We start from the raw sequence: 12844 nt of genomic DNA, 5'->3' as shown, positions 1-12844 counted from the left end.
GTAAGCTAAATTCCTTAACATGAGAAAATTCACAGTACTATTCTTACTAATTTCTACAACAATATCAGCGCAAACCGACACTAAAATATACGATATTATTAATGCTGTTTCAGCAGATAGAATCAAAACTGATATTACTACTCTAACAAATTTCGGAACACGCCATACACTAAGTGATACAATTTCAAATACTCGTGGAATTGGAGCGGCACGTCGTTGGATTAAATCTGAATTTGATAAAATATCTTCTGATTGCAACAACTGTTTAGAGGTATTTTACCAAAAAGACTTTGTAAAAAAAGGAACCAATAGCAGAATCACCAAAGATGTTTGGGTCGTTAATGTTGTTGCTATTCAAAAAGGGACAAAATATCCTAACAATTACATTGTAATGAGTGGTGATATTGACTCAAGAATTTCCGATCCTAATAATTTTACCGATGATGCACCTGGAGCTAATGATAATGCTTCTGGAATGGCAGGAACAATTGAAGTTGCTCGTGTTTTGAGTAACTATAATTTTGAAAACAGTATTATTTATGTTGGTTTGTCTGGTGAAGAACAAGGTCTATTTGGTGGAAAAGGATTAGCTACATATGCAAAAGAAAAAAACTGGAATATTGTTGGTGTAATGAATAATGACATGATAGGAAATATTAAAGGTGTTGACGGCGTAATTGATAATCGTACGTTTAGAATCTTTTCTGAACCTGTGCCTCCAACAGAAGCAGAACGCCAACGAAAAGCACGTCGTTTTTATGGTGGTGAGGTCGATGGTATTTCACGTCAGCTAGCTCGCTATATATACAAAACTACCAAAACGTATATGCCAGAAATGAATCCGAAAATGATTTATCGTTTAGATAGATTTGGTCGTGGTGGACATCACAGACCTTTTAACGATGCTGGTTTTGCTGGTATTAGAATTATGGAAGCTCATGAGAATTACACACAACAACACCAAGATATTAGAACAGAAAACGGAATTGAATATGGTGATAGACTTAAGTTTGTAAACTTCGATTACGCTAAAAAATTAACAGCTGTAAACGCTATTAACATAGCTAGTATTGCTGCTGCACCACCTTCTCCTAAAAATGTAGGAATTGGAGGTATTGTTGAAGCTTCTGCTAAACTTCAATGGGATAAAGTTGATGGTGCTAAAGGATATAAAATCTACTGGAGAGACACTACTTCTCCTACTTGGGATCATTTCAAATATGTGGAAAATACTACTGAGTTTACTTTAGACGGAATTGTTTTAGACAATTACTTCTTCGGTGTAAGTGCTGTTGGCAAAAACGGACATGAAAGTATAGTTTCATTCCCTTCAAAAATTATACGTTAATAAATGCATAATAAACCTCATTTATATTTTAAAACTCATATTGAATGGCGAACTTGGTTGTTAGACAACCATAATGAAAGTGACGGTGTTCATCTAATTTTATACAAAGTTGATGTTGACATACCTAGCATGCGATGGGAAGAAGCCGTAAAAGTAGCTTTATGCTTTGGTTGGATTGATAGCACTGTAAAAAGTTTAGGAGATGGAAAAAGGAGACAATATTTCTGCCCTAGAAAACCTAAAAGTGTTTGGAGTGCTTTGAACAAGAAATATATCAAGGAACTAACTGCTTCCGAATTAATGCATCCATCCGGAATTGCTTCTGTTGAAATTGCTAAAAAAAATGGTTCTTGGAATGCTTTAGACCCTGTAGAAAAATTAATTGTTCCTGAAGACCTACAAATTGAGTTTGATAAAAATCCAACTGCTTTTAACAACTATCAAAACTTTGCACCATCTTATCGTAAAAGTTATTTGTACTGGATACATCAAGCTAAAAGAGAAGCCACAAGAACAAAACGAATTAATGAAATTATTCGTTTGTGTGAGGCCAATATAAAATCTAAATAAACTGTTAAATTTTATAATTTAATTAACAATAATAAACAATAATAAAAGTAAATTGGTTGCCTTATTTATCAACTCAAACAATTTATTATGTTTACAAAACAATTAAAATTAGTTTGTTTACTTTTTTTAACCATTTCAATAACGGGCATTCAAGACATAAGCGCTCAAAAAAAGAAAAAGAGAAAGAACAAAGCTAAAACAGAAGTTTCTTCTAAAACTAAAAAAAAGAAACCAAAAAAAACAATTAAAAACTTAACTAAAAGTAGTAAAAAATTAGACGGTTTATTTACCATCTTCCAAGATACTGTTACTGGAGACGTTAAGTTACTATTGAAAAAAGATCAACTAGACAAAGATTTTATCTATTTCTCGCAAATAGCTGATGGTGTTCTAGAAGCTGGTGCATTTAGAGGATCTTATAGAGGCTCTAGTGTTTTCAACATAAAAAAACACTTTAATAAAATTGAATTTGTAGCTCCAAATACTTCTTTTTATTTCGATGAAAATAACGCTATTTCTAAATCAGCAAAAGCAAATATTAGTGATGCCATTATAGCTAGCACTAAAATTTTAGCTTCTGATGAAAAAAAAGGAGAGTATTTAATAGACGCTAATCCTTTATTTATTTCTGAAGCTTTTACTAGAATTAAAGCTCCAAACTTTCCTAAAAGCTCACCTTTTGCTTTCAAGCTAGGTAGGTTTGACAAGAAAAAGTCAAAAATAAATACCATAAAAAACTATCCTGAAAATACTAATATTAAAACTGAGTATGTATATAACAATCCTTCAGTTTTAAATCAAGGATCAAGAGCTATTAAAGATGGTAGATATGTTTCTATAAAGGTTTTTCACACGTTTATGAATCTTCCTGAAAACAACTATCAAACTAGGATGGATGACCCGAGAGTAGGTTATTTCTTAACTAATACTAACGATATGACCTCTACGGAAGCTGTTAACTATAGAGATTTTATTCATCGTTGGAAACTTGTTAAGAAAAATCCTGAATTAGCTATTTCAGAGCCTGTAAAACCAATTACTTGGTGGATTGAAAACTCAACACCTAAAGAATTTATTGAAACTATAAAAGAGGGAGTTTTAGCTTGGAACGAGGCTTTTGAAAAAGCTGGGTTTAAAAATGCTATGGTTGTAAAAGTTCAACCAGATGATGCTACATAGGATGCTGGTGATGTTCGTTACAATGTATTACGATGGACTTCTTCTCCTAACCCTCCTTTTGGTGGTTACGGACCAAGTTTTGTTAACCCAAAAACAGGAGAAATCTTAGGGGCAGATATCATGCTTGAATATGTTCACTTTACCAATCGTGTGATATATAATAAAATATTTGGTGATGTTTCAAAAGCATCTTCAGAAGAAGAAACTCGTGCTATTTTAAACAATGAAAAGAACCTTATGTATTGTTCAGCAGGTCATTTAATGCATGAAAACACAATGTTTGGTAAAACAGTTTTAGCAGCAACAGGTGCATCTGATTTAGAGATGAAAGGTATGAAAAGAGAAGCTATGAAATCATTAATCATGCACGAAGTTGGTCATACATTAGGTTTAAACCACAATATGAAAGCAAGTCAGTTATTTTCACCTGAACAATTAGCTGATGCTGATTTTATAAAAGGAAAATGTTTAACTAGTTCTGTAATGGATTATGCTGCTATTAACCTAACACTTGATAGAAGTAAACAAGGCCAATATTACGATACTGCCTTAGGGCCTTATGATATTTGGGCTATTCAATTTGGTTATACTCCTTTTAAAAATAGAGCTGAAATGGATGCTTTATTATCACAATCAACAAAACCAGAATTGATTTTTGGTAACGACGCTGATGATATGCGTTCTCCTGGTAAGGCAATCGACCCTCGTGTTATGACAGGTGATTTATCAAACGATCAAATTAAGTATTCTATTGATCGTATTAAATTGTCTAATAAGATAATGAAAGACATTAAACAACGTTTTTCAAAAGATGGAGAAACCTACGAAGAGCTTAGAAATGCTTATTACATCTTAAACGGTCAAGCTGCTAGAGCTGGTGATGTAATTTCTAGATTTATAGGTGGTGTTTATGTTGACAGAGCTGTATCTGGTCAAGAAGGAGCAACAAAACCTTACACCCCAGTTAGTTTAGCTGATCAAAAAAGAGCTATGGAAGCTTTAAAAACTTATGTTTTTGCTCCTAATGCTTTTAAAGCACCTAAAGACTTGTATAATTATCTAGCCAGACAAAGACGTGGCTATAACTTTTTCTCAGGTCCAGAAGATCCAAAAATCCACGCGCAAGTTTTAAGTTACCAAAAAAGGGTCTTAAACCATATTTTACATAGAAATACTTTACAAAGAATTTCTGATTCTGAATTATATGGAAACCAATATAAACTGTCTACTTTTATGACTGATCTTAATAACGCAATTTTTAGAGCTGATGTAAATACCAATATAAATTCTTTCCGTCAGAACTTACAAACTGAGTATACTAAGATGTTATTAAAAATGGTTAATGGTAAAAGTAAATATACAAATGCCTCTAAAGCTATGGCTTTATACAACTTAAACAGAATTAAATCATGGGTAAGTAATGGTGTTGGTAATATTGCTACAAAAGCTCATAAGAGTCAATTAAAACTCTTAATTAATAATAATCTTAAAGATATAAAGTAACATTATTTAAGAGTTATAATACAGCCCCATCATTATATAATGATGGGGTTTCTTTTTTACTTTACACTTATAACTTTTAATCACAAAGCTATAAACCTAATAGAAAAGATATTTAGGTATATTTTAAATGATTTTTAGTATTTTGTACTCCAATCAATCAACTATATGCAACTAGAATCCCTCGTTAAAAATTTTAAAAACAAAGATGTAAAAGCTTTTGAAAGCCTCTACGAGATGTACAAACAAAGTGTTACTGGTGTAGTTTACAATATTGTTAGAGATCAAACAATAGCAGAAGAAATAACACAAGATGTTTTTATAAAAGCTTGGAATAATGCAAGTACATATTCCGAAAAAAAAGGACGTTTTTTCACATGGATTATAAATATTGCTAGAAATGCAGCTATTGATAAAACAAGATCTAAAAACTTTAAGAACAGTTCTAAAAACCTTGATGCCGAAATTTTCGTAGATATATTAGAGAACCACGACAGTTTAGACTCTAAAACTGATGCAATTGGTATAAAAAACTTTGTAAACAAGTTAAAAGATACTTGTATTAAGGTTATAGAGCTTCTTTACTTTAAAGGCTTTACACAAAAAGAGGTTTCTGAAAGTTTAAAAATGCCTCTTGGCACTGTAAAAACTAGAAGCCGAAATTGTATTAACGAATTAAGACTTATGCTTAAATAATGGCTACAAATAAACACATAGAATCTGGAATACTAGAACTGTACATAGCTGGAGCTCTTTCTGATAAAGAAAATGAGCAGGTATATAGCTTGATGATGGAACATCCTGAGATTTTAGAAGAAGTAAAAGAGATTGAAAAATCTATTTCTATTCTTACTTCTCATGTTGCTCCTAAAGATGCTAAAAATTCTTTTAAAAATGTTTTAATAAAAATGTTACAAGAAAAAGAAGATTCAGCAAAGACAATTCCTTTACGAACATCAAAGAATAATTGGGTAACTTATACTGGATGGGCTGCTGCCTTAGTTGTTGGGAGTACTTTAATTTTATCTTTAAATAAGAGTGCTAATTTACAAGGTCAAATAGACACTATTAATGAGGCTAAAGAGCAATATGAAATTCAGTTAGACAAAACAAATACCGATTTAGCTGAAAACAAAAAACTTTTAGCAGTAATAAGAAGTAAAGACATAGTTACGGTTCCTTTACAAGGACAAAAAGTATATCCAGAAGCTTATGCAAAAGTATACTGGAACAAAAACTCTAAAAACATTTACTTAGATGTTCAAGGTTTACCTGATCCACCAAAAGGAAAGGTATACCAAGTATGGTCTTTAAAACTTGATCCGTTATCTCCAACCAGTTTAGGTACTATAGATAACTTTACTGCTAGTGATAATAAAATATTTACTATTAATAACCCTAATGATTCACAAGCTTTCGGTATTACTTTAGAGCCTGCAGGTGGAAGCGAAACACCTACTTTAGAACAATTATATACTCTAGGTGCAGTATAAATAATAATTACTTATAAATTAATATAGCCGCTTAAAGCGGCTATATTTTTGTTGACATTAATCCTTCTAAAAAAATGACAACTTATCAAGTCCCCCCGGACTATCATAATTTCTAAAAAGAATATCGTATTGTAGCTTTTGCAGAAAATGGAGTTCCTGGTGTAAAGTGAATTTCCTCTACTGGGTTTGGCTCATTTTGCAACCTCGATTCCGTAGCAAACTGTGTTTCATTCCAAGCAACATCAAAAATATTTTCTAACGATACGCCTAATGTTATGTTGTTTATTTTATAACTAATATTTACATCGGTAACAAAATAACCTTCTGCTACTATTGAGTTATCTTCATTCGCAGGTCTATCTCCCAAGTATCTGTAATTTATACCTCCTGAAAAATTCTTATAATTATTTACTGATAGTCCTCCTGTTACTGTCACTTTAGGAGCTAAAGGAATATTGTTTTCTCCAGACGGATCGTCAACACTTTCTGCTTTTGTAAAAGTAGCATCACTATCAAAATATAACCAATCTGTTAATTGATATCTAATCCCTAAATCAATACCATAACGTTGTGCTTCTCCTGAAGGCTCTACAATACCAGCATCTCCAACATATACTAATTCATCTTCTGAAAGTAAATACCATAATGCTGTATTTATAGCTACTTTTGAAGTAGGCTTCCAAACAGTTCCTAAATCAACACCATAAGCTCTTGGTAATGTTTTCCTATTAGGTTGTGTAGCCACTACCCTAGTATCATTTGAGTGAAAACCTATTCCTGATTTTAAAAACCATTGAATTTTAGTATTTGGAGTATAGGTTACATTTATTTTAGGGTTTACTACTACTTGTGATTTAGAAAATGTTTTGTACTCATCTAATAAGTAATCATTGTAGTTAAATTTTAAATAATCTAAACGTAACGCCGGTGCTACCATAAACTTTCCAAACTCAAATTCACTATTTACAAAGGCATAATAATTCGTTTGATTTACCTTTCCTAATTGAATTTGATCTAATACTTCTTTTCTTTGAAGCGTATGCGATAACTCTAAATTATCTACAATATCAGCACGTAAACCTGTTCCGAAAGTTAACTCTACAGGTGTATTTGATAATTGTGTTTTCTTTTTAAACTGTGTGTTAAACCCGAAAACATCTCTGTTTTCAGTTTGCTTTATTTGATCTCCGTTTACAGGGTCTTCTAAGAAGAAAGTAAAGTTTGAAAATAAATTGAAATTATAATTTGAATAGAAAACGTTTGAAGTTACACTAACATCATTCTTTAAAACTTTTGAATGTTCTAAGTTTATGTTCGTTCGTGAAGTTGTTCCTCCTTCAGTATCATCAATTGAACCAAAACGAGTAATATTTCCATTGTCTACTTCTCTCTGTGGTATTTGTCCTGAAGCATCCCACTTACTCGTAAAATGCGAAGCTGATAATGACAAACTACTATTATCTTTTAAAAAAGTTCTATACTTTGTAAAAATATTAATTCGACTAAAATTTTGTGGAGACTCTACAAAACCATCTGTTTCTAAATATTCAATAGCAACATAAGCATTATCTGTACTGTTTTTATCTAACAAATTAAACATACCTAATGTTCTAAATGTATTGAATTGTCCAATACCTACTTCTACTCTACTGTTTTCTAAATATGTTTTTGTTTTAAAGTCTACATATCCAGCTGTATTAAAATCTCCTTTACTAGCATAATAAGGTCCTTTTCCGAAGTTAATTTTTTCAATAGTTTCAGGAATAATGAAATGTAAATCACTATATCCTTGTCCATGAGCATGAGAAACCATATTTACAGGTGTTCCGTCTACCGACAATGCTATATCAGTACCGTGATCAATATCAAAACCTCTTAAAAATATTTGTTCAGCTTTTCCTCCTCCAGCGTGTTGACCTATAAAAAGCCCCGGTACTCGTTGTAAAATTTGTTGAGATGAGTTTACTGGTTTTTTATCTAAATCAACTCTAACAATTGTTTGTAATGGATCTCTTTTATTAGACAATACCATTTCATCTAACAAAAAACTTTTCATCTCTAAAAGAACTGTCTTAGGAGATTTTAAATCACTTTTCTTTAATTGTAAATTGATTTTTTTATACCCTAAAATCCCAAACTCAATAATATCTCCTGCTTTTGAATTATCTAAGATAAATTCTCCATTAACTTTCGTATGTGTGTGGCTATTACTGGTAGTATTATATACATATACATTCTCTAAAGGCTTTTTATTGGTATTAAATACCTTTCCTTTAAATTCTTGTGAAAATACATGGCAACTACCTAGCAGTAATGCTAAAAATAAAATCTTTGCTTTCAAAATACTGGGGTTTAATTATATACTTAAAATTTTTTCTGTCATCAACGGACCTAATTCAAAAGAGCTTTCTAATAACTCATCTTTTAAAGCCATAGCTTTATCATTAATTCCATTTGCTTTGTAAATTTCAGCTATATGATACTGTATTTCGGGCTCGAAAGTTTTATCTACTACATGTGTATTAATTACTTCTAAAGCTTTTTTAAAGTCTTTATTTTTGTAATAATACCAGGCTAGTAAATCGTAAGATTGTGGCGTAGGCCTACTTTCTATTTCTTTTTCGATGTATGATAATGCACTAGATGTGTCATTAAATTCTTCTAAATATAATTTAGCTAGATGCTGATTATACATTACACCATATGAGCTATTTTTTACAGCCGATAAATATACCTCTATATTACTTTCTTTCATTGTTAAATTATTCTTAAACTCGGCTATTTCTGCCTTTAACAAATAGTAATCTGGAGAAGAATGTTCGTTGCTTATAATATCTAAAATTCGTAGTGCTTCATCTGCTTTTTTATCATGAGAATATACAATCCAAGCAATACCTTTTTTTGCATACGCATTACTGTTATCTAGTTCTAATGCTTTTAAGTATAAATTATAAGAATCCTTTATTTGACCGTTATGCCCATAAAAGTCAGCTAAATTGGTATAACTCCATGCTTTTAAATCTTTATTATTAGCTTCTTCTGCTTTTTTCATAGCCTTTTCCATAAATCGAATTGCTGAAGACAAATCTCCTTTATAATCATGCCATTTAGAAACTCTTATTAGATAATCAAAGTCAGCATAGTTTTCAATTTTAGCTAAGTATTTAGAAGCTTTATTAGGTTCACCTAACTCTAAATAAACATCAAATAACATTTTTTGAGTAGCATTTAAGTTCTCTCCATTTACCTCGGCTTTTTTTAGTAGTTCTAACGATTCTTTAAATCGATGTTGAGAGATATAGTTTCTTGCTAGAGATCGTAAATGTGAAGCTTTGTTATAATTCGTTTTTTGATTAATTTTTAACAGCTTCTTTTCCGCTTCTATCAAGTAAGAAATATTTCCTTTTTCTGAGAAAAGTAATGTATTAGCCTTTGCTATTTTACTTAAATATGGATACTGTGTTGGCTGATTGTTTAATTTTTTCTGCCAAAAATCTAGTTCTTTTTGAGCTAACGATTCTGAAGTAACTACTGTTTTTTGTAAGTACTTATTATACTCTTCTTGGCTAGCTACTTTTGTTGTTTTTGAAGTTGTACAACTCAATATACTACTACTTAGAATAGCACATATAATTATTTTAATAGTTTTCATTTTAGAAGGATTTTTAGTTAATAGTTTGTTTAAAAATTGGTTGCTAAAAAGCAACCAATTTTAATTATAGGAGGTTTTGTCATCCTGTTTTACCAAGGACTTGCCAAATATGGAAAAGAGCTTAAAAAGTCTTTATCATTTGCATCTACATGATCATCTGATAATGTTGGATTTTCAGAAAAGTCTTCTCCTCCAAAAATCAATAATAGCTCAACGGTAATCACATCATCTGCTAAAGCTCTACCTGTTAACACATTGGTTCCATCGTAAAAAGTTGTTGTACCATCCAATGAAACGGTTAATACATCGGTAGCTAAAACACTCGCAAAAGTTGCAGCGTCTAAACCTAATGCATTCGTATCTCCAGCATTTGCATATGCAGGGCTTAACGCTTTTAAATTCGTTTCAAACATTGCTGCAAAATTTGCTCCTTGCTCAGATGGTATTGTTACATTAAATGCATCTTTCATATCGCTATTTACAAAAACAGTATTCACTGCTGGTCTACCCATTTGGTCTTTTTGCATGTAACTTCCCGAGAAGTCAATAGAAGCCATTGGTGGTACATTATTATCATCATCACTACAACTTGCTAAGGCAAAAATTGATAGGATTGAAATTGCTAAGATTTTTATATTGTTAAGTTTCATGTCTTTGAATTTTAAAGTTGATTGTTTTTTACTGCTTCGTTTTTGTTTCTACCCAAGTATTAATAGTACCTGAGCCTCCAATCATAGATTTTGGTACCTCTACTACTACTGATAATACATTAGTACCTGCAAAAGTATCTGCTCCTGGATCATTAAAACCACCTGCATTTCCTGCAATAATTTCACCGTATTGAGCAAAATCCATAAAGAAAGGATCGTCTCTAGGTCCTGCAAAAAATTGCATTCCTCCTTTACTACCAACTATGGCACTAGATCCATAAGGAGTTATAGAAACACCATACTCTGACCCATCTTGTGGTAACATACTAGTTAAACCAGTTGTTGATGGACTATATGGACCAAAAAAGTACATTTTTCCATCTCTTGGAATTGCTTGAATTACTAAATCTTCAACTTTGTCATCATTGTTATCGATATTAAATTCAATCAATACATTTTCATCAAAACTTGCTGACGCTGTAGCTGAAGGGCTTAATAATCCCTGAATATTTGCTACAAAAACAAGATTGCTTGTATTATCTCCTTGGAAAGCATAAAAGTCTGTAATATCACTTGAGCCTCCTGTTACGTTTGGAGCATCAATGTGATCGGCTGCTAATAAGACTAAACCTATTAATGCTAAAGCACCGGCTCCAATAATTAATTTCATTTTTTTCATGGTTGTAAATTTTAAAGTTAATTACTCATTCAACCATACTTACGAGAAAATAGTAATGACGGTTTTTATTTTTTTAACTTTTTTTTATAAAAACATGAAACCCTCCTATTTTAAAGGGATTACAGGTGATTTTTTTTATACTCTTCTTTTATCTATTCATTTCTTTAAAAATGAATGTTTATTTTTGAGTACTATGGCTACAATATTAATTACAGGCGGAACAGGGTTAATTGGAAAAGAGTTAACCAAAAAATTAACTAGTAAAGGGCATGTGGTAAACATTCTTACCCGAACACCTAAAAAGAATAATGAGTTTCGCTGGAATGTAAAAGAAAGTTTTATTGATAAGGATGCTTTTAACAATGTTAGCCATATTATTCACTTAGCTGGAGCAGGTATAGCAGATAAACGATGGACTAATGAAAGAAAGAAAGAATTGATAAATAGCCGTGTAAAAACAGCTAATTTACTGTTCAATAAAGTACAAGAATACCAAGTACCTCTTGAAAAATTTATTTCTGCTTCTGGTATAGGATATTATGGAGCTGTTACTTCTGACAAAGTATTTACAGAAAAAGATAAACCTGAAAATGATTTTATCTCTAAAATTTGTGTAAAATGGGAGAATGCTGCTCTTCAATTTGAACAAATAGATATTCCTGTAACCATTTTACGAACTGGTGTCGTTCTTTCAAAAAATGGAGGGGCTTTACAAAAAATGAATACTCCTTTATTTTTATCTGCCTTAGGAAACGGTAAACAATATATGCCTTGGATTCATATTGATGATTTATGTGAACTCTATTCAAAAGCAATAGAAGACAAAGACTTTAATGGTATTTTTAACGCTGTTGCTCCTGAACATCAAACCAACGAAAGTTTTACAAAATTACTTGGAAAAAGTATTAATAAACCAGTACTTCCAATGAACGCTCCTTCATTTATTTTAAAAACTGCTTTAGGAGAAATGGCTTATATCTTATTAAAAGGAAGTAGAGTTTCTTCTAAAAAAACAAATAATAATTATACTTTTATTTTTCCAACCTTAAAAACTGCTTTAACTAATATTTATAATGAATAATAAGCTTGAAAATCCTGTTTGGCATTCGTTGTGTGAAACACATCAAAAATTTGCTATCAATTATGATAGTGTGAAATTTTATAATCCTACAGTTTGTCCTTTCGGTGCTTTTACTGATGCTTCAAAAACTACTGAAGCTTTAAATGAATATTCGAAACTTACAGATCAATTCTTTTTGGTTTCTGAAAATAAAACTCCTACTTACGACAAAGATAAAATTCTTCTGTACAAAAAGATTGATGGCTGTCAAATGGTTTTAGAAAACATAACAGATGTTGACATTACCGAAGAGATTATACCATTAACTGAAAAACATGTTGATGAAATTTATAACCTAGTATGGTTAGTAATGCCTGGTTATTACAGAAAAAGAACATTTGATATGGGAAAGTATTTTGGAATTTTTAAGAATAATAAACTTGTTGCTGTAACTGGACAACGCATGCAAACTGACAATTTTATTGAACTTAGTGCTGTAGTCACTCACCCTGAGCATACCAGAAAAGGATTAGCTAAACAACTTTCTCAACATGTTACTAAAGAAATTTTAAAAGATGGAAAACATCCTATTTTACATACCAATAAAGGAAATCCAGCAATACAACTTTATGAAAAGTTGGGATATAAACTAACAAGAGATATGAATTGGTGGTTTTTTCATAAAAAATAAGAGCTCAGAAATTTCTGAGCTC

At 31.2% G+C, this 12844-nt stretch carries 12 protein-coding genes; 8 read left to right on the top strand and 4 right to left on the bottom strand.

Going from position 1 to position 12844, the window contains the following annotated elements; translation table 11 throughout:
* Positions 1-19 precede the first annotated feature (19 nt).
* The 6 genes from VBY68_RS00875 to VBY68_RS00850 all read left to right on the top strand — a co-directional run bounded on the left by VBY68_RS00875 (position 20) and on the right by VBY68_RS00850 (position 6090).
* Positions 20-1348, top strand: a complete 1329-nt coding sequence (locus tag VBY68_RS00875; RefSeq protein WP_415268571.1) for a M28 family peptidase — start codon at positions 20-22, stop codon at positions 1346-1348.
* Between the two features lie 3 nt (positions 1349-1351).
* Positions 1352-1918 carry a YdeI/OmpD-associated family protein gene (locus VBY68_RS00870; protein WP_099213753.1) on the top strand — a complete coding sequence of 189 codons (567 nt, stop codon included), beginning with the start codon at positions 1352-1354 and terminating at the stop codon, positions 1916-1918.
* Positions 1919-2005: 87 nt separating this feature from the next.
* The gene (locus tag VBY68_RS00865; protein WP_415268570.1) at positions 2006-3097 is read left to right on the top strand and encodes a DUF5117 domain-containing protein; all 1092 of its coding nucleotides are present in this window, start codon (positions 2006-2008) and stop codon (positions 3095-3097) included.
* Positions 3098-3217: 120 nt separating this feature from the next.
* Entirely contained in the window at positions 3218-4600 is a 1383-nt protein-coding gene (locus tag VBY68_RS00860; protein WP_415268569.1) for a zinc-dependent metalloprotease, read from the top strand.
* A 165-nt stretch (positions 4601-4765) separates the two neighbouring features.
* Positions 4766-5293 carry an RNA polymerase sigma factor gene (locus VBY68_RS00855; protein WP_099213755.1) on the top strand — a complete coding sequence of 176 codons (528 nt, stop codon included), beginning with the start codon at positions 4766-4768 and terminating at the stop codon, positions 5291-5293.
* Positions 5293-6090, top strand: a complete 798-nt coding sequence (locus VBY68_RS00850; protein ID WP_415268568.1) for an anti-sigma factor — start codon at positions 5293-5295, stop codon at positions 6088-6090. The genes VBY68_RS00855 and VBY68_RS00850 overlap by 1 nt, the downstream gene beginning before the upstream one ends.
* 112 nt (positions 6091-6202) lie before the next feature.
* On the opposite strand, the gene VBY68_RS00845 is transcribed toward VBY68_RS00850, so the two are convergent.
* The 4 genes from VBY68_RS00845 to VBY68_RS00830 form a co-directional block, all read right to left on the bottom strand.
* Positions 6203-8431, bottom strand: coding sequence for a TonB-dependent receptor (locus VBY68_RS00845; protein ID WP_415268567.1), 2229 nt, complete (start codon positions 8429-8431; stop codon positions 6203-6205).
* A gap of 15 nt (positions 8432-8446) precedes the next feature.
* Complete coding sequence (locus VBY68_RS00840) at positions 8447-9742, bottom strand: tetratricopeptide repeat protein (RefSeq protein WP_415268566.1); 1296 nt, start codon at positions 9740-9742, stop codon at positions 8447-8449.
* An 89-nt stretch (positions 9743-9831) separates the two neighbouring features.
* On the bottom strand, positions 9832-10392 hold the full coding sequence (locus tag VBY68_RS00835; RefSeq protein ID WP_415268565.1) for a DUF4331 family protein: 561 nt from the start codon (positions 10390-10392) through the stop codon (positions 9832-9834).
* Between the two features lie 28 nt (positions 10393-10420).
* Entirely contained in the window at positions 10421-11071 is a 651-nt protein-coding gene (locus tag VBY68_RS00830) for a DUF4331 family protein (protein WP_415268564.1), read from the bottom strand.
* Positions 11072-11264: 193 nt separating this feature from the next.
* Between VBY68_RS00830 and VBY68_RS00825 the strand changes: the two genes are divergently transcribed.
* Both VBY68_RS00825 and VBY68_RS00820 read left to right on the top strand, forming a co-directional pair.
* A complete protein-coding gene (locus tag VBY68_RS00825; RefSeq protein ID WP_273693792.1) occupies positions 11265-12152 on the top strand; it encodes a TIGR01777 family oxidoreductase in 888 nt (295 codons plus the stop codon).
* A complete protein-coding gene (locus VBY68_RS00820; RefSeq protein WP_415268563.1) occupies positions 12145-12822 on the top strand; it encodes a GNAT family N-acetyltransferase in 678 nt (225 codons plus the stop codon). The genes VBY68_RS00825 and VBY68_RS00820 overlap by 8 nt, the downstream gene beginning before the upstream one ends.
* Positions 12823-12844 lie beyond the last annotated feature (22 nt).

Source organism: Tenacibaculum ascidiaceicola (genome assembly GCF_047470925.1).
Lineage (GTDB): Bacteria > Bacteroidota > Bacteroidia > Flavobacteriales > Flavobacteriaceae > Polaribacter > Polaribacter discolor.
This window is presented reverse-complemented; position numbering and strand designations above follow the sequence as displayed.

What these genes read in the sequence shown, in the direction of transcription:
- VBY68_RS00865 (WP_415268570.1), top strand. Translation starts at nt 2,006, where the DNA reads ATGTTTACAAAACAATTAAAATTAGTTTGTTTACTTTTTTTAACCATT.
- VBY68_RS00835 (WP_415268565.1), bottom strand. Translation starts at nt 10,392, where the DNA reads ATGAAACTTAACAATATAAAAATCTTAGCAATTTCAATCCTATCAATT.
- VBY68_RS00850 (WP_415268568.1), top strand. Translation starts at nt 5,293, where the DNA reads ATGGCTACAAATAAACACATAGAATCTGGAATACTAGAACTGTACATA.
- VBY68_RS00830 (WP_415268564.1), bottom strand. Translation starts at nt 11,071, where the DNA reads ATGAAAAAAATGAAATTAATTATTGGAGCCGGTGCTTTAGCATTAATA.
- VBY68_RS00875 (WP_415268571.1), top strand. Translation starts at nt 20, where the DNA reads ATGAGAAAATTCACAGTACTATTCTTACTAATTTCTACAACAATATCA.
- VBY68_RS00870 (WP_099213753.1), top strand. Translation starts at nt 1,352, where the DNA reads ATGCATAATAAACCTCATTTATATTTTAAAACTCATATTGAATGGCGA.
- VBY68_RS00820 (WP_415268563.1), top strand. Translation starts at nt 12,145, where the DNA reads ATGAATAATAAGCTTGAAAATCCTGTTTGGCATTCGTTGTGTGAAACA.
- VBY68_RS00825 (WP_273693792.1), top strand. Translation starts at nt 11,265, where the DNA reads ATGGCTACAATATTAATTACAGGCGGAACAGGGTTAATTGGAAAAGAG.
- VBY68_RS00840 (WP_415268566.1), bottom strand. Translation starts at nt 9,742, where the DNA reads ATGAAAACTATTAAAATAATTATATGTGCTATTCTAAGTAGTAGTATA.
- VBY68_RS00860 (WP_415268569.1), top strand. Translation starts at nt 3,218, where the DNA reads ATGCTTGAATATGTTCACTTTACCAATCGTGTGATATATAATAAAATA.
- VBY68_RS00855 (WP_099213755.1), top strand. Translation starts at nt 4,766, where the DNA reads ATGCAACTAGAATCCCTCGTTAAAAATTTTAAAAACAAAGATGTAAAA.